Annotated in this window: 24 protein-coding genes and 1 other RNA gene; 24 read left to right on the top strand and 1 reads right to left on the bottom strand. The window is 39.6% G+C overall.

Translation table 11 applies throughout. The annotated features are described in order from the left end of the window. The first annotated feature begins 36 nt into the window (after positions 1–36). The 18 genes from tadA (at position 37) to rsmI (ending at position 12,496) form a co-directional block, all read left to right on the top strand. Positions 37–495 (top strand): tRNA adenosine(34) deaminase TadA, encoded by a 459-nt coding sequence (gene tadA / locus MN204_RS16775; protein ID WP_249872243.1) that lies wholly within the window; start codon positions 37–39, stop codon positions 493–495. Between the two features lie 57 nt (positions 496–552). After that, positions 553–818, top strand: an RNA gene (gene ffs / locus MN204_RS16770) — signal recognition particle sRNA large type. 309 nt (positions 819–1,127) lie between these two features. Then, a complete protein-coding gene (dnaX, locus tag MN204_RS16765) occupies positions 1,128–2,825 on the top strand; it encodes a DNA polymerase III subunit gamma/tau (protein ID WP_249872242.1) in 1,698 nt (565 codons plus the stop codon). A gap of 72 nt (positions 2,826–2,897) precedes the next feature. Further along, on the top strand, positions 2,898–3,212 hold the full coding sequence (locus MN204_RS16760) for a YbaB/EbfC family nucleoid-associated protein (RefSeq protein ID WP_249872241.1): 315 nt from the start codon (positions 2,898–2,900) through the stop codon (positions 3,210–3,212). A 111-nt stretch (positions 3,213–3,323) separates the two neighbouring features. Then, positions 3,324–3,920: a recombination mediator RecR gene (gene recR / locus MN204_RS16755; protein WP_249872240.1), complete on the top strand. Its 597-nt coding sequence runs from the start codon at positions 3,324–3,326 to the stop codon at positions 3,918–3,920. A 39-nt stretch (positions 3,921–3,959) separates the two neighbouring features. Further along, the gene (locus MN204_RS16750; RefSeq protein WP_249872239.1) at positions 3,960–4,172 is read left to right on the top strand and encodes a YaaL family protein; all 213 of its coding nucleotides are present in this window, start codon (positions 3,960–3,962) and stop codon (positions 4,170–4,172) included. 291 nt (positions 4,173–4,463) lie between these two features. Further along, a complete protein-coding gene (locus tag MN204_RS16745; RefSeq protein WP_249872238.1) occupies positions 4,464–4,727 on the top strand; it encodes a pro-sigmaK processing inhibitor BofA family protein in 264 nt (87 codons plus the stop codon). Between the two features lie 330 nt (positions 4,728–5,057). Continuing rightward, on the top strand, positions 5,058–5,252 hold the full coding sequence (locus MN204_RS16740) for a sigma factor G inhibitor Gin (protein WP_249872237.1): 195 nt from the start codon (positions 5,058–5,060) through the stop codon (positions 5,250–5,252). 120 nt (positions 5,253–5,372) lie between these two features. Then, positions 5,373–6,788 carry an aminotransferase class I/II-fold pyridoxal phosphate-dependent enzyme gene (locus tag MN204_RS16735; RefSeq protein ID WP_249872236.1) on the top strand — a complete coding sequence of 472 codons (1,416 nt, stop codon included), beginning with the start codon at positions 5,373–5,375 and terminating at the stop codon, positions 6,786–6,788. A gap of 17 nt (positions 6,789–6,805) precedes the next feature. After that, entirely contained in the window at positions 6,806–7,432 is a 627-nt protein-coding gene (tmk, locus tag MN204_RS16730) for a dTMP kinase (protein ID WP_249872235.1), read from the top strand. 16 nt (positions 7,433–7,448) lie between these two features. Further along, the gene (darA, locus tag MN204_RS16725) at positions 7,449–7,778 is read left to right on the top strand and encodes a cyclic di-AMP receptor DarA (RefSeq protein WP_249872234.1); all 330 of its coding nucleotides are present in this window, start codon (positions 7,449–7,451) and stop codon (positions 7,776–7,778) included. A 35-nt stretch (positions 7,779–7,813) separates the two neighbouring features. Next, on the top strand, positions 7,814–8,245 hold the full coding sequence (locus MN204_RS16720; RefSeq protein WP_249872233.1) for a YaaR family protein: 432 nt from the start codon (positions 7,814–7,816) through the stop codon (positions 8,243–8,245). Positions 8,246–8,309: 64 nt separating this feature from the next. Further along, positions 8,310–9,299: a DNA polymerase III subunit delta' gene (gene holB, locus MN204_RS16715; RefSeq protein ID WP_249872232.1), complete on the top strand. Its 990-nt coding sequence runs from the start codon at positions 8,310–8,312 to the stop codon at positions 9,297–9,299. 4 nt (positions 9,300–9,303) lie between these two features. Continuing rightward, entirely contained in the window at positions 9,304–10,128 is an 825-nt protein-coding gene (locus tag MN204_RS16710; protein WP_249872231.1) for a PSP1 domain-containing protein, read from the top strand. A gap of 14 nt (positions 10,129–10,142) precedes the next feature. Next, a complete protein-coding gene (gene yabA, locus MN204_RS16705; protein WP_249872230.1) occupies positions 10,143–10,490 on the top strand; it encodes a DNA replication initiation control protein YabA in 348 nt (115 codons plus the stop codon). 129 nt (positions 10,491–10,619) lie between these two features. Then, positions 10,620–11,363: a tRNA1(Val) (adenine(37)-N6)-methyltransferase gene (locus MN204_RS16700; protein WP_249872229.1), complete on the top strand. Its 744-nt coding sequence runs from the start codon at positions 10,620–10,622 to the stop codon at positions 11,361–11,363. Continuing rightward, positions 11,353–11,646, top strand: a complete 294-nt coding sequence (locus MN204_RS16695; RefSeq protein WP_249872228.1) for a GIY-YIG nuclease family protein — start codon at positions 11,353–11,355, stop codon at positions 11,644–11,646. The genes MN204_RS16700 and MN204_RS16695 overlap by 11 nt, the downstream gene beginning before the upstream one ends. Next, complete coding sequence (gene rsmI, locus MN204_RS16690) at positions 11,621–12,496, top strand: 16S rRNA (cytidine(1402)-2'-O)-methyltransferase (RefSeq protein WP_249872227.1); 876 nt, start codon at positions 11,621–11,623, stop codon at positions 12,494–12,496. Before MN204_RS16695 ends, rsmI begins: the two co-directional genes overlap by 26 nt. 62 nt (positions 12,497–12,558) lie before the next feature. On the opposite strand, the gene abrB is transcribed toward rsmI, so the two are convergent. Beyond that, positions 12,559–12,834 carry a transition state genes transcriptional regulator AbrB gene (gene abrB, locus MN204_RS16685; protein WP_249872226.1) on the bottom strand — a complete coding sequence of 92 codons (276 nt, stop codon included), beginning with the start codon at positions 12,832–12,834 and terminating at the stop codon, positions 12,559–12,561. 336 nt (positions 12,835–13,170) lie between these two features. Between abrB and metG the strand changes: the two genes are divergently transcribed. The 6 genes from metG to yabG all read left to right on the top strand — a co-directional run bounded on the left by metG (position 13,171) and on the right by yabG (position 20,149). Then, the gene (gene metG, locus MN204_RS16680; RefSeq protein WP_249872225.1) at positions 13,171–15,198 is read left to right on the top strand and encodes a methionine--tRNA ligase; all 2,028 of its coding nucleotides are present in this window, start codon (positions 13,171–13,173) and stop codon (positions 15,196–15,198) included. Between the two features lie 78 nt (positions 15,199–15,276). Further along, positions 15,277–16,044 (top strand): TatD family hydrolase, encoded by a 768-nt coding sequence (locus MN204_RS16675; protein ID WP_249872224.1) that lies wholly within the window; start codon positions 15,277–15,279, stop codon positions 16,042–16,044. 270 nt (positions 16,045–16,314) lie between these two features. After that, a complete protein-coding gene (locus MN204_RS16670; RefSeq protein WP_249872223.1) occupies positions 16,315–17,559 on the top strand; it encodes a resuscitation-promoting factor in 1,245 nt (414 codons plus the stop codon). Positions 17,560–17,689: 130 nt separating this feature from the next. Next, positions 17,690–18,256: a ribonuclease M5 gene (gene rnmV, locus MN204_RS16665; protein WP_249872222.1), complete on the top strand. Its 567-nt coding sequence runs from the start codon at positions 17,690–17,692 to the stop codon at positions 18,254–18,256. After that, positions 18,249–19,124, top strand: coding sequence for a 16S rRNA (adenine(1518)-N(6)/adenine(1519)-N(6))-dimethyltransferase RsmA (rsmA, locus tag MN204_RS16660; protein WP_249872221.1), 876 nt, complete (start codon positions 18,249–18,251; stop codon positions 19,122–19,124). Before rnmV ends, rsmA begins: the two co-directional genes overlap by 8 nt. A 149-nt stretch (positions 19,125–19,273) precedes the next feature. Further along, positions 19,274–20,149, top strand: coding sequence for a sporulation peptidase YabG (yabG, locus tag MN204_RS16655; protein ID WP_249872220.1), 876 nt, complete (start codon positions 19,274–19,276; stop codon positions 20,147–20,149). Positions 20,150–20,233: the final 84 nt, after the last annotated feature.

The following is a 20,233-nucleotide window of genomic DNA, read 5'->3' as shown; positions in this document are numbered from 1 at the left end:
CTCCAAATTTAAACTATATAGAAGTGTTGTGATAAGATGAATGACGAAAAATACATGCTAGCCGCTTTGGAAGAGGCAAATAGAGCCCGAATCTTAAATGAAGTGCCGATTGGGGCAGTTATTGTACATGATGACGAAATAATAGCAAGAGGCTTTAATCTGCGTGAATCATTACAAACGACATTGACACATGCTGAACTGATTGCCATTCAGGAAGCGAATGCAAAAATAGGAAGCTGGAGGCTGGAGGACTGCACGCTTTATGTAACACTTGAGCCATGTCCAATGTGTGCTGGTGCTATTGTACAATCTCGTATCAAACGGGTTGTTTATGGTGCTTCGGATCCGAAAGCAGGCTGTGCCGGAACGTTGATGAACCTACTGGAAGAACCACGGTTTAATCATCAGGTTGAAGTAACAGCAGATGTTTTAAAAGATGAATGCGCCTCCTTACTAAAAGATTTTTTTCGGGAACTGAGAAAGCGAAAGAAATAAATGGTAACCGTTATTTTCCATTGCATTTTTCTGTAGATGTCGCTATAATAGTAAATACCGTGCTAAGCGGGGAGGTAGCGGTGCCCTGTACTCGCAATCCGCTATAGCGAGGCTGAATTCCCACTCGAGGTGCGGCGTTTGTATGGTCTGCCTTAAGGGAGTGGTGTTGACGCCCGGGTCCTGCGCAACAGGAACCCATGAATCCTGTCAGGTCCGGAAGGAAGCAGCAGTAAGTGGACATTCTTGTGTGCCGCAGGGAAGCCTAGGCCGAGCCATGAACTTAAGTAACGCATAGGGACGTCGCATCGACAGTGGGTGCACGGCTACATAATAATCAAAAACCTTATCATTTAGTTGATAAGGTTTTTTTTGGCAGACTAGGAAAGTATAACACTTTGCTATCTGCATAAGTGTAATTAACGCTGTCACCGAAAGGCTTGTTGACAATCAAGTTTTCTAAAGCATATACGCTATACACATACCTGAAATCCGATGAAAGGTATTTGCCTTTAACAAATGAAAAATAGCAAAAAGGGTTTTACAAAAAATTATCATTTTTATTCTTCCAAGGTTCACATTGACCCCTGAAATCGGGTATAATTAGAAATAGATCATAGAGGGGAAGCTGTATTATGAGCTATCAGGCTTTATACCGCGTTTGGCGTCCAAGAACATTTGAAGATGTTGTCGGACAAACACATATTACAAGAACACTGCAAAATGCAATTGTACAGGAGAAATTTTCGCATGCCTATTTATTCTCTGGACCTAGGGGGACAGGGAAAACAAGTGCTGCCAAGATTTTTGCTAGAACAATTAACTGTGAGCATGCACCAGTGAAAGAACCATGTAATGAATGTGCTGCATGCCGGGGCATTCAGGATGGGTCCATTTCTGATGTAATTGAAATTGATGCTGCTTCCAATACGAGTGTTGATGATATCCGCGACATCCGCGACAAAGTTAAATATGCTTCAAGTTCTGTACCTTATAAAGTCTATATCATTGATGAGGTACATATGATTTCCATCAATGCATTTAATGCGTTATTAAAGACATTGGAGGAACCACCAAAGCATGTCGTCTTCATTTTGGCAACTACCGAACCACATAAAATCCCACTAACAATTATATCAAGGTGTCAGCGTTTTGATTTCAAGCCAATTTCCAATCAGGCAATTGTAAATCGAATGAAATCCATTGTAGAAGCGGAAAGTGTATCGGTATCATCCGAAGCACTTGAAACGGTTGCTCTAGCAGCAGAGGGTGGAATGCGTGATGCATTGAGTATACTTGATCAGGCCATTTCCTACAGTGAGGATCAGGTCGAACTTGAAGATGTATTGGCTGTGACTGGTGGTGTTTCTCAAGCAATCCTGACAGATATTGTGAAAGCAATGCATGAAAAAGATGTCGAGCATGCGGTAAAGCTGCTGGATGATTTAATTCAGCGTGGAAAAGATCCTGGAAGGTTTGTATATGATCTCATTTATTTCATGCGCGATCTGCTTCTATTCAAGAGTGCACCATCTTTGGAAGGACTGCTTGAACGTGCGCGGGCTGATGAAAGTTTCCTTGCATTAGCAGAGTCCGTTTCAACACAATGGATTCAAGATGCTATTATGCAGTTGAACCAGTGCCAACAGGAAATTAAGTGGACCAACAGCCCGAAAGTTTTTATTGAAATCGCAGTATTGACGATAACGAATCGATACCATGCCGAAGCACAGGATTCGTCCGCGGGTTCGGTTGATTCAGAACTGCTTACAAGGCTTCGTAACAAAATGACTCAGCTTGAAAAGGAAATTGCAATACTAAAAGAAAACCCAGCTTCACATGCTCAGCCATCAGCTGCTGTGAAGGACAAACGAAGGCCGACTGCAAGATCTTCCAAAAATAGCTATAAGATACCATTTGAACGCATACGTGATGTCCTTAGCAAGGCAGAGAAACCTGCCCTTAAACAAGTGCAATCCCAGTGGGCAAACTTTTTAACTAAACTAAAGACAACAAATGCACCTGCACATGCTACGATACAGGATAGTAAACCTGCAGCTGCTTCTGCAGATACGCTAGTTGTAGCCTTTAAATATGAGATCCACTGTTCTCTGTTTTTAGACAACAGAGAAACGGTTGAATCCGTACTTGCCAGCGTGATGGATAAATCATTAACCATCATTCCGATTCCGGATAAGGATTGGACAGAGCTGCGTACGGAATATATAAGCAAACAGGAAAAGCCAAAGGACGGACAAGTTCAAGAAGCTGATCCTGTTGTGGAAGAAGCAAAGAAGCTTTTTGGTGAGGAAATTCTGGAAATTCATGATTAATTGATATAGCATCCTCATAAAAATAGTTACAACCTAAAAAATAAAATAATAACATACAAGGAGGTATTTTCCATGAAGGGAAATATGAATAATATGATGAAACAAATGCAAAAAATGCAAAAGAAAATGATGCAGGCACAGGAAGAATTGCATGAAATGTCATTCGAAGCGACTGCAGGTGGTGGAATGGTTACCATTACTGCAAACGGAAAAAAGGAAATAACAGATGTTCAAATCAAAGAAGAAGTAGTGGATCCAGATGATATTGAAATGCTCCAGGATCTTATTATTGCAGCAACCAATGATTTACTGAAGCAAATAGACGATACAACCAACGAAACAATGGGCCAATTTACTAAAGGATTAAATATGCCAGGCATGTTCTAGTCTAAGGAACAAGAAAAGGTGGAATGAAATAGGAATTTTATTTCATTCCACGCCGGTGCAAGTATCCGGAGCTAACCGGACGCTTGCGCTTTTGATTATAGGAGGCAATTTATGTATTATCCGGAACCAATATCGAAGTTAATTGACAGTTTTACAAAATTGCCGGGAATTGGACCGAAAACTGCTGTCCGTCTGGCATTTTTTGTTTTGAATATGAAAGATGATGATGTACTTAATTTTGCGAATGCATTGGTAAACGCAAAAAGGGAACTATCACACTGCTCCATTTGCGGCCATATTACAGATCAGGATCCATGTGCAATCTGTCAGGACTCTTCCCGTGATGGTTCCACTATTTGTGTTGTTCAGGATCCAAAAGATGTTATTGCAATGGAAAAAATGAAAGAATTCCACGGGAAATACCATGTTCTTCACGGTGCAATATCTCCAATGGATGGCATTGGACCAGAAGATATTAATGTTCCCGATTTACTTAATCGATTGAAGGATGAAGAAGTTAAGGAAATTATTCTGGCTACCAACCCGAATATCGAAGGGGAAGCAACAGCAATGTATATTTCACGTCTCGTAAAACCATCAGGAATCCGCACAACAAGAATTGCGCACGGTCTACCTGTTGGTGGAGACTTGGAATATGCCGATGAAGTGACATTATCTAAAGCAATAGAGGGTAGAAGAGACTTATAAAGTATTTTCATATGCTTTTATAGGAGTTAGGTGAAGAACATGGGTAGAAAGATTACAAAAAGGGACATTGATGGAGAGTTATTGGATACTATCATTCTAGTGGAAAGAGATTGGAAGCAAATTCAGTCCATTGTAGAGAAGAGTATCGAGCCGAATATGACCGCCACAAATATGGAAGCAATTGCAAAAGCAAAGTACCTCTTTTTATTACGTGAGGCAAGGCGTCGAAAGGTTAATGCAATAAGGGTATAATTGTTTCAAAGGAAAATAGATAACGAATTATAAAACAAACCACTTTTCGTATTGTGGTTTGTTTTTTAGATTTAAAAGCAGTCACCTGCGCTTTTCTTCTTGTCCAGCTCCGGCTCCTAGAAGCTGCTGTCATAAGCAATGGGGAAGACTATGCACTTTCCGGCCCCTTGCTTATGCATCCGCTTCTGAACAGTCGCCTGCGCATTTCTTGTCCAATGTGGGTTTAAAAGTTCTTTTTTCGGGTTTTCTATCATATGTACTAATAAGGGAACGAAAAAGGGGTTGATTGGTATGAGTTCTGCACTGGTCATTACGATTATGATTGCTTTAATCATGATACTATTATTTGTTGGCGCTCCGGTTAAACCAATGAAATTTATTGGACAAACTACAGTTAAACTAGGAATTGGTGTGTTATTTTTATTTTTCTTCAATGTGTTCGGGGGAGTGATAGGACTGCATATTCCTATCAATCTTTTTACAACAGTAGTATCAGGATTTTTGGGGCTGTTTGGGGTAGCTTCACTCGCAGCAATACATTTGTTTATTATTTAAGGTGCTCGTAGTTTTGTTGCTATACAATCTTTGTAGCGGATATGATGTGCAACGTAACTTCGGCAGCCGCAGCCCGATATCCGTGAGTGTATTTCCCGGGGCGGTCGCCGAAGACGTTTATCTTATGTCTGAGTTTACTAATATTGTGCCGATAACTACATTCTATAAGAAAACAGTCTTATTTACTGGAGGGAAAGTAATCATTACAGAGCTTTTTATGCCCCCCAAACCATAAAAATATGAAACATTCTTTTGTTTCCTTGTTTCAAAGTTTTCCTGTATAAATTCCGTTAATTTAGGAGATACTAATTTAAAAACGGAGGTGGGGAAATGAAACAAGCTGCTGATTCCTTTAAAAACTGTGGGATTTGTGAGGAGAAAAAAGCGAAAGGCATCCATTTATACACGATGTTCATTTGTACGGATTGCGAGTATAATATGATTCATACGGAGCCAAGAGAAGAAAAGTATAATTACTATCTGCATAAATTAAAAAATATTACAAAGCCGAAATTATATTCATAGAATTATATATAGTTTAAGATAAGGTCGTTGGAAGTCTTTGCTTGCAAAGGCTTTTTTTGTTTGTAAAGTCTATTCTAAAACTCGTATAAAGATAAGAAGGTATAGGAAAGGATTGTAATAATGAAAAGAAATCATCATAGAATGCCGCTTTTCGAAAAACTAAAACAGTTTACTGCTGGGCAGCCATTATCGTTTCATGTACCTGGACATAAAAATGGAACCCTCTTTCCCAAGGGTGCTTATCCCTATTTTGAACAGATTCTACAATTGGACGTGACCGAGCTGCCTGGTCTTGATGATCTTCATACTCCTACTGCATCGATTGCTGAAGCAGAATATTTAGCATCTGATTTTTTCGGGTCCGACCATACTTTTTTTCTAGTGGGCGGGAGTACAGCAGGTAATTTGGCAATGATATTGGCTGTATGTTCTGCTGGAGATAAGATAATTGTGCAGCGGAATAGTCATAAATCAATTATTAATGGGCTGGAATTAAGCGGTGCGAAACCAGTTTTTGTTGCTCCGGAGTACGATGAGGAGTTGGACCGCTACACAAATCCGAGCTTGTCTGCGCTAAGTGAAGCGCTCAGAAAGCATCCTGATGCGAAAGCAGTCGTTCTTACATATCCGGATTATTTCGGGAAGACATACCCAATTCAGGAAATGATCGATTTAGCACATGCTTTTGACATACCCGTACTTGTGGATGAGGCGCATGGTGTGCATTTTTCCCTTGGTGACCCCTTCCCGGTATCGGCTCTGCAATTAGGAGCTGATGTTGTCGTTCAGTCTGCCCATAAAATGGCGCCGGCGATGACGATGGCTTCTTTTTTACACGTTAAATCAACAGTAATCCAAAAAGAACGGATTGCGCATTTTCTACAAATCATTCAATCGAGCAGTCCATCCTATCCACTGATGGCCTCCTTGGATATTTCCCGATCATTTTTAGCTACGTTACATGCAGAGCAGGTAACAGCAATTTTACAAAGTGTTGGAAATGTCAGGAACGCTTTACAATATGCGTATTACGGGAAAGTACTCTCCACAGATGATCCATTAAAAATAACGTTTCACGTGGAACAAGGCATCTCAGCGAAGGCGGTGGCTGGGTTATTTGAGGAAAGGAAAATTTACCCAGAGCTTATAACACATAATCAACTATTATTTATCCACGGTCTGGCTCCATTTGAACAAGTGGAAGTATTGAAAAAAACAATAAAAAGCGTTGGGGAACAATTAAAATATAGTAGAAATCATGCTACAATAGAGGTGGCAAAGCTTTTTTCCAAACCAATCCAGGAATTGGCCTTGTCTTATCAGGAAATGAGTAAATTACCATATAAACGCGTATCTTTCACAGAAGGTATCGGACATATAGCAGCTGAGGCGGTTACACCATATCCACCAGGGATTCCTTTCATTCTTAAAGGAGAAACGATTACTGCAGCACACGTAGAAACAATTGAACAACTTCGAAAGCAGGGTATTGGAATCCAGCAGCGCGAACAAGGAATCAGGATTTTCAGCATTTGATGAAGGAGAACACATACATGAGTGGTTATTTTATAACATTTGAAGGTGGCGAGGGTGCAGGAAAAACATCAATTCTCCATGAGATTAACACAAAACTCAAAAGTTTGGGATATGATGTCATAACCACGCGCGAACCAGGCGGCATTCAAATTGCTGAGCAAATTCGCAAAATAATCCTGGACCGGGATAACACCGAAATGGAAGAACGAACAGAAGCACTTCTTTATGCAGCAGCACGCAGACAGCATCTCGTGGAAAAAGTATTGCCAGCGCTTGAGCAAGGGCAGATTATTCTCTGTGACCGCTTTATTGATAGTAGTCTTGCTTATCAGGGGCATGCAAGGGGATTGGGAATGGATGAGGTTTTTATGATAAATCAATTTGCCATTAAAGATTGCATGCCGGATCTAACTTTATTTTTTGATATTGATCCAAAAAAGGGTTTGGAACGAATCGCAGCGAATAAAGATAGAGAGAGGAATCGTCTCGATCTCGAAAATCTCGACTTCCATAACTTAGTATATGAAGGCTATCAGATTCTTGCAGAAAGATTTCCCAATCGGATTCAAACGATTAATGCAGACCAATCGATGAAGGCTGTTGAAAAGACTGCTTTTGATCATATTATCTCTCACATAAAATGAAGGGGGCTGATGGACAGTGAAGTTGATTTTAGCTGTTATTCAGGATAAGGATTCCAATCGACTTATCAATGCTTTGGGAGAAGGAGATTATAAGACGACCAAGCTTGCAACAACTGGTGGTTTCCTGAAAGAAGGAAATACGACGCTGATGATTGGTTGTAATGATGATGCGGTGGATGATGCCCTTAAGATTATTAAGGATAACTGTTCCCATCGTGAGCAAATGGTAGCTCCGATTTCACCGATGGGAGGAAATGCAGATTCCTATATTCCAAAACCCGTTAAGGTTGAAGTTGGGGGAGCAACCGTATTTATTCTCCCGATTGAATCATTTGTTCAGTTTTAAATGTAACGAAGAGCTAAAGATAGGGGGCTGAACGGATGAAGATTACCAATGACATCCAAACGAAGACAGAGCCGACATACACACGTCATGCAAGTGCAGATAACCAGACTTTCAATAAGATGGTTCAGTCCCAAACACAGAGTTTAAAACAACAGGAATTACAGCAGCTCATTCGAGATATAACCGCACAGGGTAACAAACTTGCGCGCTACCGATCATTTCGGGAGCTGGCGAAATTCAAAAGAATGGTCAAAGGTTTTTTGCAAGAAACCGCAAGTAGCGGCTATCGTAAGCAAACGTCTCATAGTTTTGGTTTGAATGGCAACCGCAATTTAACTATTTTTAAACAAGTTGATGAAAAACTAATTGAACTGACAGAGGAAATAATGAATCAAGAAAAGAAGACAGTAGATATCCTGGGACTGATCGGAGAAATCAAGGGATTACTGATTAATATATATACGTAATTTTATCAAGGCGCTGACGGCTTTTGCAGTGTCAAAGGAAAGCTTGGATTTGAGGGTGGCACAAATGGAAAAATGGTCTGAGGTTGCAAAGCTGCAGCCATTGGCTAGCAGGATTATAACAAACAGCATAAAAAAAGGCCGTGTTTCGCATGCTTATTTGCTTCAAGGTGAACGTGGAACAGGAAAAAGAGCAATCGCATTACTTATTGCAAAAGGATTGTTCTGCACAGATAAATCTGGCGTGGAGCCTTGTAATCAATGTAATAACTGCAAACGGATAAGTTCTGGTAACCATCCGGATGTTCATTGGATTGAGCCGGAAGGACAATCGATAAAAATAGAACAAGTGAAAAATCTGCAAAAAGAGTTTTCCTATTCAGGTGTGGAATCGAATCAAAAGGTTTATATTATTAAAGATTCAGATACACTAACTGTTAATGCTGCGAACAGGATACTTAAATTTTTGGAAGAACCGAGCAAGCAGACGACTGCAATCATGCTCACCGAAAATAGTCAGTCCATCATTCCGACGATTCGTTCACGCTGCCAGGTTATAGATTTACAGCCGTTGAATACGGCTGCATTCAAGAATCAGCTTATTGAAAACGGGATGGGTAGGCATGATGCGGGTTTAATGAGTGCACTGACCAATAATCTTGATGAAGCTTTTAAATGGAATGAAGATGCGTGGTTTGCAGAAGCAAGAAAATTAATGGTACAATTAATAGAAATGTATACAATAAAGCCGGAAGACGTCTATCTCTTTATTCACAATAACTGGGTACCTCATTTTAAAGATCGAAATGAACAGGAGCAGGGATTGGATTTATTGCTTTTGGCTTTTAAAGATATCCTATACTATCACATAGGAAATGATGATGCTTATGCTTTTTTCACCGCGAATGATGCATTAGTTGAGAAGGCCGCAATGTCCTTTTCCCAGGAACAATTGGTGAATATTTTGAATCTCGTCCTGAAGGCTAAAAGGAAGTTGAAGCAAAATGTTCAACCCACACTTGTGATTGAACAATTGGCACTTCAAATACAGAGGTGAAATCATGATAGAAGTTATTGGTGTCCGCTTTAAAAAAGCGGGTAAAATATATTATTTTGATCCGGGAAAAGAGAATATTTCCGTGGATAGTTATGTTATTGTTGAGACAGTACGCGGAATTGAATTTGGTAAAGTAGTTATTACCAACAAGCATGTCGATGAAGAGGATGTTGTTCTTCCGTTGAAGAAGGTAATCCGTGTTGCTGATGAGAAAGACAAATTAACCGTAGTAGAGAATCAGGAACAGGCAGAAAAAGCTTTTCATATCTGTTCAGATAAAATTATACAACATAAGCTGGATATGAATCTGGTAGAGGTTGAATACACATTTGACCGCAATAAAATTATTTTCTATTTTACGGCAGATGGTCGGGTCGATTTCCGAAACTTAGTAAAAGATCTTGCTTCCATGTTCAAAACAAGAATTGAACTGCGCCAAATCGGTGTTCGTGATGAAGCGAAAATGCTAGGTGGTATTGGTCCATGTGGCAGAATGCTTTGTTGTTCCACGTTTTTGGGAGATTTTGAACCGGTCTCGATTAAAATGGCAAAGGATCAGAATCTTTCCTTGAATCCTGCCAAAATTTCCGGTCTATGTGGAAGATTGATGTGCTGTCTGAAGTATGAAAATGATGATTATGAAACAGCGAAGCGTGATTTGCCGGATATTGGGAAAGCTATTAAAACCCCATATGGAAAAGGAAAAGTAGTCGGATTGAATATACTTGAACGACTTGTCCAAATTGAAATTCCGGAAAAAGAACGCGTTGTAGAATATACACTCGATGAATTAATAGAAGAAGGAATTTTAGCGCAAGCCACAGAATGATGAGGTGAGTGGGCGTGGGGAACAGAGAGATTTTCGATCAAGTATCGGATATGGAGAAGCAAATTGGCGAGTTATATGAGCAGCTTGGTGATCTAAAAGGGCGATTAAGTGATTTGCTCGAGGAAAATCACCGGCTTGCTGTGGAGAATCACAATTTGCGTAATCACCTGGACCATACAGAAACAGTTACAGATAAAACTGCCAAAACAGGTTCTAACAAGGGAAGTCTTCCAAGTGAAGGGTATGATAACCTTGCACGATTATATGAAGAAGGTTTCCATATTTGTAATCTGGAATTTGGCAGTCCGCGAAGAAACGAGGACTGTATATTCTGTCTTGATTTCTTTGATAAAACAAAATAAATCTCTTTCTGCATTACTTGTAGAAAGTATTCCATTGCTGTCTCAAATTAGAGGCAGCTTTCTTTTCAATTTAGTAATAATCCCAACCAGACTCTTCATACTAAAGTAGATGTAAATAAGGAGTAAATGATGGTACAGTTATTTGACGATGAACGAATTGATTATCTATTGGCTGACGAAAGCATGAAGATTATACAAAGCCCCACTGCTTTCGCCTTTTCTCTTGATGCCGTCCTGCTTGCACATTTCGCGTATATTCCGGTAAAAAGAGGAACAATTTTGGATTTATGTACGGGGAATGGTGTCATCCCGCTCCTGCTATCAAAAAGAACAAAAGCAAGTATTACAGGAGTAGAGATACAGGAAAGAATCTTTCAAATGGCTGAAAGAAACATAGAGCTGAATGAGCTGAATCATCAATTGCAGATTATTCACGGGGATTTGAAAGAGATGCAACCAATATTAGGGCAGAGCAGTTTTGATGTGGTAACCTGTAATCCGCCATACTTTAAAACGCCCTCAACCACGGAACATAATCACAATGAATATTTGACAATCGCCAGACATGAAGTGTTTTGTACATTGGAAGATGTCGTCAAAGCGTTCAAATTACATGTGAGACCTGGAGGAAAAGTGGCAATGGTACACAGACCGGGAAGGCTTGTTGATATCATGGAGCTTTTCAGGAAATATAAGCTCGAACCGAAACGAATGCAGCTTGTTTATCCAAAAAAAGGAAAAGAAGCCAATATGCTTTTGATCGAAGGTATTCGTGATGGAAAAGCGGATTTGAAAATACTGCCTCCGTTATATATATACGAAGAAAACGGATCCTACACAAAAGAAGCAGAGGATATTATTTATGGCAGCTGAACATGTCGTATACATACTGCGATGCAAAGATGATACACTTTATACTGGCTATACGAATGATCTGAGCAAACGACTGAAAAAGCATGAAAGTGGTAAAGGGGCAAAATACACAAGAGGCAGAGGGCCATTCGAGGTAGTTTTTGTCGAAAAATTTACGACGAAGGAAGCGGCCATGCAGAAAGAATATCAGATTAAAAAACTTTCCCGAAATGAAAAAATGGCACTCATTCGAGATTTGTCGAAAGAAGGTTTACCGAATGAATTTACAAAAAAGCTTTGCTGATGAAACGAAAGGTGCACTGTATGTCGTTCCAACTCCTATTGGAAACCTTGAAGATATCACATATCGTGCAGTGAAAATTTTACGCTCTGCGGATCTAATAGCTGCAGAAGACACGAGAAACACAAAAAAACTTCTTAATCATTTTGAAATTTCAACGCACTTAATCAGCTACCATGAACATAATAAATCCTCACGTGAAAATCAACTGCTTGAACGAATTGATAAAGGGGAGCTGATTGCTTTAGTCAGTGATGCAGGAATGCCCGCAATATCTGATCCGGGGTATGAAATCGTCCAAGCTGCCATTGAAAGAAACCAACATGTGGTTGTCCTTCCAGGTGCGAATGCCGCATTATGTGGGCTTGTTGGATCAGGTCTGCCTACCGGGGAATTTTATTTCTACGGATTTCTTCCACGGAAAAAGAAAGACAAGGCCGAGGAATTAAATCGGTTGAAACGATTGCACGCAAGCCTTTTGTTCTATGAATCACCCTATCGAATAAAAGATACATTGAAGGCGATTCAGGAACAGCTTGGTTCCAGAAGGGTCGTCATTGCTCGGGAATTAACGAAGCGGTTTGAAGAGTATGTACGGGGAACAATCGAAGAACTTATTCTCTGGGCAGAAGAAAACGAAATGAGAGGCGAATTTGTCATTATCGTTGAAGGCCAGAACGAAGCAATGGAAGATGATGAAGATACTGTATGGTGGGATGATTTATCTATCGTTGAGCATGTTGATCACTATATAGAAGAAAAAGGATTTTCGAGTAAAGAAGCAATCAAACAAGTCGCAATAGATCGAAGCATACCGAAACGGGATGTCTATCAAAACTACCATATTAAATAAAAAGAGAGTTGACGTGCTAAATGCAGGCGTCAGCTCTCTTTGGGAATTAAGTTTCTGTTTTTTTACTTTAATCGTGATTGTATTTCATCCAAAAGTGCCTGTGCACCTTCTGGACTGAGGATCAGTTTCCCATTAGCCAATGTGAGGTTCTCTTCTGATACTTCACCCGTAATTTGGCATGTCATATTGGGTTTGTACTTCTTCAAAATAATTTTATCGTTATCCACATAAATTTCCATTGTGTCCTTCTCATGGATATCCAGTGTACGACGAAGTTCAATCGGTATGACCACTCGACCAAGTTCATCGACCTTACGCACAATTCCAGTAGACTTCATTGCTTCCTCCCCCAAGGTTGGTAAAACACGAATAAGTCCGTTATAAAAAAAGAAGACTTTATTCTTATTTTACTGTAATTTTTCTTAAGTAAAAAAAATCGCCATAGTTCGACATATATATTAAAATTAGGATACCAACAATATTTTCAAGTGTCAACAAAAATTAGTTGAAGAGTGAAAATTTTTTCACTCCCGTCGTTTATTTGCTAGTTATTTTGAGAAAGATGGTTAAAAGGCCGAACAAGCAATGGATATTGCACAGTATTTGGCAAATTGCGTTATAATAGCTACAATAGATTTTATAACATAATGATGTATGGATTAGGAGGTACATGTATGTCTGAGAAAGGGAAATCTTTCTATATAACTACACCAATTTATTATCCGAGTGGTAAGTTACATATTGGGAATGCTTATTCTACGATTGCCTGTGATGTTATGGCACGTTACAAGCGAATGAAGGGCTTTGATGTCTTTTATTTAACAGGTAGTGATGAGCATGGGCAAAAAATCGAACAAAAAGCGAACGAGTTAAATATTTCACCTCAGGAATATGTAGATGGTATGGCTGAAGGAATGCAGAATCTATGGAAATTACTTGAGATCAGTAATGATAAGTTTATTCGCACAACCGATCCGACTCATAAAAAAGTCGTTGCAGATATCTTTGAACGTTTATTGGCACAAGGAGATATCTACCTCGATGAATATGAGGGCTGGTATTCTATTCCTGATGAAACTTTCTATACCGAAACTCAACTCGTTGATATTGAACATGATGCTAATGGAGTTGTTATTGGCGGTAAATCGCCAGACAGTGGGCATCCGGTAGAATTGATAAAAGAAGAATCGTACTTCTTTAAAATGAGCAAATATGCTGATCGCTTGTTGGATTACTACAATTCACATCCTGATTTTATTCAGCCTGAGTCACGTAAGAACGAGATGATCAATAATTTTATTAAACCAGGTTTGGAAGATCTAGCTGTATCTCGGACTGTATTCTCTTGGGGAATAAAAGTACCGAGTAATCCAAAACATGTTGTCTATGTTTGGATCGATGCATTAGCTAATTATATTACTGCACTTGGCTATGGTACGGATGATCAGAAGCTTTACGACAAATTCTGGCCTGCGGACGTGCATATGGTAGGTAAAGAAATTGTGCGCTTCCATACGATTTATTGGCCAATTATGTTAATGGCGCTTGAAATACCATTACCTAAGAAAGTTTTCGGTCATGGCTGGCTGTTAATGAAAGACGGAAAAATGTCCAAATCCAAAGGAAATGTCGTATATCCAGAAATGTTGGTGGAACGATATGGTTTGGATGCACTCCGTTATTACTTGATGCGTGAGGTTGCATTTGGCAGTGATGGTGTCTTCACACCGGAAGATTTCGTGTCCCGTGTGAACTACGATTTGGCAAATGATCTAGGTAATCTGTTAAACCGTACGGTAGCTATGATTAACAAGTATCTTGACGGGAAAGTCCCATCTTACAAAGGAAATGTAACTGCCTTTGATGAAGCGTTAAAAACAACTGCCGAGAAATCCATTGCAGCATACCAGGAAGAAATGGAAAACATGCAATTTAGCAGTGCACTTAACCATGTCTGGATGTTGATTTCTCGTGCAAATAAATATATAGATGAAACGGAACCATGGAAGCTTGCGAAAGAAGATGGAAAAGCGGATGAATTAGCAAGTGCGATGGTACATTTAGCTGATAGCTTACGTGTATCGGCTATCATGCTTCAGCCGTTCCTGACACACGCACCAAAGAAAATCTTTTCGCAGCTCGGTATTGATGGAGATACAGCGGGAGATTGGGGAACAGTTCACTTTGGCGGATTCCCAGAAAATTCGACCGTTGTAAAAAAAGGTACGCCAATCTTCCCTCGACTTGACCTGGAAGAAGAGGTAGCATATATCCGCGGGAAAATGGCTGGAGGCACTCCAAAAACTGAAGAAGAAAAAGAAGTGACGACGGAATGGGACCCAACGCAAACGGAACTGGTTTCCGCAAAAGAAAAAGAAATTAAATATGATGACTTTGATAAAGTGGAATTAAAAGTAGCAGAAGTCATTGACTGTGGAAAAGTCGAAGGTGCCGACAAATTACTAAAATTCCGTCTAGATGCAGGAGACAAGGACCACAGGCAGATTTTGTCGGGTATTGCAGCGTCATATCCAAATCCGGAACAGTTAATCGGCAAAAAGGTTGTTATCGTAGCTAATTTAAAAGCCCGTAAAATGCGTGGCGAAATTAGTCAAGGCATGATTCTTTCTGCCGAAAAAGATGGAAAATTACAGGTGATTGAAGCACCATCCGATATGCCAAATGGCTCTGAAATAGCATAATGTCTGAAACCCTGCTGAATGATCAGCAGGGTTTCTTAAGAGTTAAGATTTTAATTTAAGTAAAAAGGATGGATAGCATTGTTATTTGATACGCATGTACATTTAAATGCAAGACAGTTTGAGGAAGACCGTGAAGAAACTATTCAACGCGCATTTGATGCAGGTGTCCACTATATGGTGGTTGTCGGTTTTGACCGGGAAACCATTCCACTTGCCGTGGCTATTGCCGAACAATATGATACTATATATGCGGCAGTAGGCTGGCATCCAGTTGATGCGATTGATATGACAGAAAAAGACCTTGAATGGATTGAAGAATTGTCGGCGCATCCAAAAGTTGTGGCAATCGGAGAAATGGGATTGGATTATCATTGGGATAAATCCCCGAAGGATATTCAAAAAGAAGTGTTTCGGAAGCAAATACGCTTGGCGAAAAAAGTCAACATGCCAATTATTATTCATAATCGGGAGGCTACAGAAGATATCATCGAGATTCTTCAGGATGAAAACGCGGCAGAAGTAGGAGGAATCATGCATTGCTACAATGATTCCGTAGATTATGTCGAGGCATGTTTGAATATGAATTTTTACATTTCCCTTGGAGGACCGGTTACTTTCAAAAATGCCCAACAACCGAAAGAAGTTGCTAAACAGGTTCCATTGGATAAACTATTGATTGAAACAGATGCACCCTATTTGGCCCCTCATCCGAATCGTGGCAAACGTAATGAGCCTGCCTATGTAAAACTAGTAGCGGAGCAAATCGCAAAACTGAGAGAAATGGATGTTAAGGAACTAAGTGAAATTACTACAAGAAATGGACTTTCACTGTTTGGGATTAAATAAAATTTTATCATTTGAATGTAATATTTTGTAATATAAAACAGCATATTTGATTAAATTAGGGAGATGATACGCAAATCATCTCCCTTTTGTAACGAGATTTGTAATAGTTGATAAATCCCTTTGTATCAATGGTTTAAACTCTCTAATTTGGATAATATTAGCATCTGGACGACCTATTGTAATGAAATTGTAAACGAATCGTAAACGAAATAGCTTTGACTTCCCATATTCCTGTTTATATAATCGATTGGGAATAGAGGAGGCAGGAGCATGAGATTAATTCAAAAGCTATTGCCGGCATCGAAACAGAAGCTGGTTATTTCAAGTATTGGTGTTTTAGCGCTAATTGTATTTTCTGGATTTGTACTATTTGAAGCAACGAAAGCGGAAGTAGTTTTTGCAGATAATGGAAAAGAACAAACGGTTACGACACACACAAATACTGTAGGCGGCTTACTGGAAGAGTTAGGAATAACCGTTGGGCAGCACGATGCATTATCTCATGAGATGGATGCACGAATCGAAAGTGGAATGACAATCGATTATGATACTGCTAAGAAGGTAATCGTCCGTATTGATGGGGAAGAAGAGATTTATCATACAACCATGGATACGATCGAAGAATTTTTTGAAGAAGCAAAGCTGACATTTAGCGATCATGATGCACTATCACATAATACAACCGAAGCAACCAAAGATGGTCTACATATAGAAGTTTCAACAGCATACGAGGTTACCATCAATGATGGTGGTGTAGAAAAAAAGGTTTTGGCTACAGGCGGAACAGTGAAAGACTTACTGGCAAAAGCAGAAGTTCGATACGATCAGAACAGTAAGGATTTAATTGAGCCGGAGCTTGTTGCGGAGGTAACAAAAGGAAACCCTGTTACAATTGTGCGTGTAAGTGAGGATGAAGAAGTAGTTACGGAGACACTTGCATTTGATACGGAGAAGCGTGAAGACGGGTCTCTTTTAGAAGGAAATGAAAAAGTTATTTCTGAAGGTGAAAAAGGAATCATCAAAAAGATATATAAAGTAACGAAACATAATGGAGAAGAAGTGGACCGTGAGCTAGTTACCGAGGATGTTACAGAAAGCGTCAACCGTGTTGTAGCTGTTGGTACAAAGAAAGAACTCGAGTCAAAGCCTGAAGCAAATCTCGTAACATTATCAAGTGAGAAATCAAATAGCTCTGCTGAAACTACAGCAAGCAGCAATTCCGGTGGGAAAACGATGACGATGACTGCCAGTGCATTTACTGCTGGGTGTAGTGGGTGTTCAGGCTATACTGCTACGGGCATCAATCTGCAAGCAAACCCGAATATGAAAGTAATTGCTGTTGATCCAAATGTGATTCCTTTGGGAACGAAAGTATGGGTTGAGGGTTACGGAGAAGCAATTGCCGGGGATACTGGTGGACACATCAAAGGAAATCGTATTGATATCCATGTACCTAACAAATCTGATGCTTTTTCTTGGGGAGTAAAGACAGTACAAGTGAAAATTATCGATTAATTATAAGTTTGTAAAAGATGGGATAAAATGCTCTTATCATGCTATGATGATAAGAGCATTATTTTTTGGTGGGCAAGAGAATCATTGCCTCGCATCGGTTACTTAAGCTCGTTCATTGGAGGAAATATTTTTGAAAATCAAAGAAATAATTGTAGTTGAAGGAAGAGATGATACAGCTAAGATTCGTTTGGCAGTTGATGCAGATACAATTGAAACGAATGGTTCAGCAATCAATAAAAATACCCTAACTAAAATTAAACATGCAAAAGAAAAGCGTGGTGTAATTATTTTTACAGATCCGGATTATCCCGGAGAACGCATTCGTCATATTATCGATCAGGCTGTTCCAGGATGCAAGCATGCGTTCCTTACAAGGGACCAGGCCAGAGCAAAAAAAACAAAGAACAGCAGTCTTGGAATTGAACATGCGTCCATTGAAACGATACGTGATGCATTGAAAGACGTATATGAACTAGCCGAGATACGTGAAAGTGAAATAAATAAAGCTGATCTGATTGCATATGGGCTTATAGGAGGTCCTGAATCAAGTGTATTAAGGACAAAGCTTGGTGAAGAGCTGCAAATCGGACATACTAACGGAAAACAGCTTTTAAAGCGATTAAACCAATTTCAGATTACGAAAGAGCAATTTGAGCAAGCTGCCAAAGTGCTGCAACAGGAGGAAAAAGATGTCTAAAAAATATATAGCTACTCCTTCCAAAACAAAAGAATTATTAACTAAATATAAGTTTTCTTTTAAAAAGAGCCTCGGGCAAAATTTTTTAGTCGATGTAAATGTATTGGAAAATATTGTGAAGCATGCAGGGATTGACAAGACATCAGGAGCAATAGAAATTGGCCCTGGAATGGGAGCATTGACGGAACAACTTGCTCTCTATGCAGACCAAGTGGTTGCATTTGAAATTGATCAGCGACTCCTGCCCATCCTTAAAGACACATTACAGGATTATTCGAACGTTGAAGTGATTCATCAGGACATTCTTGAGGCAAATGTAGCTGAAGTTATTCATACCCATTTCAAACCAGGACAGGATGTACATGTCGTAGCGAATTTGCCATATTATATTACAACGCCTATTTTAATGAAGCTTGTTAGGGATAAATTACCTGTGAAAAGCTTAACCGTTATGATTCAAAAGGAAGTTGCTGAACGTATGGCCGCAGAGCCAAACAGCAAGAGCTATGGCTCACTAACCATCGCAGTACAGTATTATACGGAAGCAAAAGTCGTTATGACGGTGCCAAAGCGTGTATTTATGCCACAACCCAATGTGGATTCAAGTATTTTACAGTTGGTAGTACGTCAGGAGCCACCTGTCCATGTAGAAAATGAAGATTTCTTCTTTAAGTTAGTTCAGGCAAGTTTTGCACAGCGCAGGAAAACATTGCGCAATAATTTATTCAGCTATTTTAAAGAACAGTATACAAAGGACAACATTAACGAAGTTCTTGAAACGATTGGTATGGATGGCACTAGAAGAGGAGAGTCCTTGGATATGGCTGAATTCGCCCTTCTTGCCAATGCCTTTTACAATATTAAATGACAACGAGTAACACGATAGCTATTGCCCAAATAGAGGCAGTAGCTATTTTTAATTTGGCAAGGACAATTTACCCCATGAAAAAGAAGAAAGGAACAGGAGCCCTTATCTACTCATAGTCTATAGGAGATTGAAGTCTAAGAGGTGGATATATGGATATTACTATTGGTGAGCTTGTTACACGCAAGTCTTATAATCATGACTTACTGTTTCGTGTGGCAGCAATTAAAAACGATATAGCAATTATATATGGAGCAGATTTAAGACTTGAGGCAGATGCTCCAATGGATGATCTTGTCATAGCGAATGGCCGGGAAATTAGTAAAAGGCGAGAGAAGGAAATAAAAAAAGAGGAGTTTTCCTACCGGTTATTTCGTCAGGATTATCAGCTAATGAAAGAAAAAAGAAATTACCAATCAACAGATGGTTACCTTAATGAGGGGAGATTCTTTCAACTTCCGGCTAAGGTGCTTCATATGGATGGAGATCAGCTATATTTAAGGAAATGTATTGCATTGTATCAGCGTATGGGTCTGCAGGTTCAAGGAATCCATGTCAATGAAAAAGAAATGCCTGATGAAATCGGGAGCCTGGTGGAACGAATACAGCCCGATATTATTGTTATTACAGGTCATGATTCCTATTCGAAAAATAAAGGAATGAAAAATGATTTGCATGCTTACAGACATTCCAAGTACTTCGCTGAAACGGTAAGAGAGGCGAGACGAATTAACCCCAATCTGGATCAGCTTGTCATTTTCGCTGGGGCATGTCAATCCCATTTCGAGTCCCTTATACGTGCCGGAGCTAATTTTGCGAGTTCGCCCTTAAGGGTAAATATTCATGCTCTTGATCCTGTTTATATTGCTGCAAAGATTGCCTATACCCCTTTTATGGAAAGTGTTAGTGTATGGGATGCACTGAGGAATACACTTACTGGTGATAAAGGTATGGGTGGAGTTGAAACGAGAGGTCTGCTTCGTACAGGGATGCCCTATCTTGATGAAGAAGACGATATGGATGAATAAAATAAGTTCCCTATCCTTTTCTTAAAAGGCTCAAAGGATAGGGGCGAAATATTCTAGAAATAAAAACTTTTTGTCGATATCATA

It is taken from the genome of Oceanobacillus saliphilus (assembly GCF_023522835.1).
In the GTDB taxonomy this organism is placed as follows: Bacteria; Bacillota; Bacilli; order Bacillales; family Amphibacillaceae; genus Oceanobacillus; species Oceanobacillus saliphilus.
Note: the sequence above shows the minus strand (reverse complement) of the source record. Positions and strands in the feature narration are given on the sequence as shown.

Bases quoted from the DNA above. Each gene is read 5' to 3' on its own strand.
- tadA (WP_249872243.1), top strand. From the start codon at position 37: ATGAATGACGAAAAATACATGCTAGCCGCTTTGGAAGAGGCAAATAGA.
- dnaX (WP_249872242.1), top strand. From the start codon at position 1,128: ATGAGCTATCAGGCTTTATACCGCGTTTGGCGTCCAAGAACATTTGAA.
- MN204_RS16760 (WP_249872241.1), top strand. From the start codon at position 2,898: ATGAAGGGAAATATGAATAATATGATGAAACAAATGCAAAAAATGCAA.
- recR (WP_249872240.1), top strand. From the start codon at position 3,324: ATGTATTATCCGGAACCAATATCGAAGTTAATTGACAGTTTTACAAAA.
- MN204_RS16750 (WP_249872239.1), top strand. From the start codon at position 3,960: ATGGGTAGAAAGATTACAAAAAGGGACATTGATGGAGAGTTATTGGAT.
- MN204_RS16745 (WP_249872238.1), top strand. From the start codon at position 4,464: ATGAGTTCTGCACTGGTCATTACGATTATGATTGCTTTAATCATGATA.
- MN204_RS16740 (WP_249872237.1), top strand. From the start codon at position 5,058: ATGAAACAAGCTGCTGATTCCTTTAAAAACTGTGGGATTTGTGAGGAG.
- MN204_RS16735 (WP_249872236.1), top strand. From the start codon at position 5,373: ATGAAAAGAAATCATCATAGAATGCCGCTTTTCGAAAAACTAAAACAG.
- tmk (WP_249872235.1), top strand. From the start codon at position 6,806: ATGAGTGGTTATTTTATAACATTTGAAGGTGGCGAGGGTGCAGGAAAA.
- MN204_RS16720 (WP_249872233.1), top strand. From the start codon at position 7,814: ATGAAGATTACCAATGACATCCAAACGAAGACAGAGCCGACATACACA.
- holB (WP_249872232.1), top strand. From the start codon at position 8,310: ATGGAAAAATGGTCTGAGGTTGCAAAGCTGCAGCCATTGGCTAGCAGG.
- MN204_RS16710 (WP_249872231.1), top strand. From the start codon at position 9,304: ATGATAGAAGTTATTGGTGTCCGCTTTAAAAAAGCGGGTAAAATATAT.
- MN204_RS16700 (WP_249872229.1), top strand. From the start codon at position 10,620: ATGGTACAGTTATTTGACGATGAACGAATTGATTATCTATTGGCTGAC.
- MN204_RS16695 (WP_249872228.1), top strand. From the start codon at position 11,353: ATGGCAGCTGAACATGTCGTATACATACTGCGATGCAAAGATGATACA.
- rsmI (WP_249872227.1), top strand. From the start codon at position 11,621: ATGAATTTACAAAAAAGCTTTGCTGATGAAACGAAAGGTGCACTGTAT.
- abrB (WP_249872226.1), bottom strand. From the start codon at position 12,834: ATGAAGTCTACTGGAATTGTGCGTAAGGTCGATGAACTTGGTCGAGTG.
- metG (WP_249872225.1), top strand. From the start codon at position 13,171: ATGTCTGAGAAAGGGAAATCTTTCTATATAACTACACCAATTTATTAT.
- MN204_RS16670 (WP_249872223.1), top strand. From the start codon at position 16,315: ATGAGATTAATTCAAAAGCTATTGCCGGCATCGAAACAGAAGCTGGTT.
- rsmA (WP_249872221.1), top strand. From the start codon at position 18,249: ATGTCTAAAAAATATATAGCTACTCCTTCCAAAACAAAAGAATTATTA.
- yabG (WP_249872220.1), top strand. From the start codon at position 19,274: ATGGATATTACTATTGGTGAGCTTGTTACACGCAAGTCTTATAATCAT.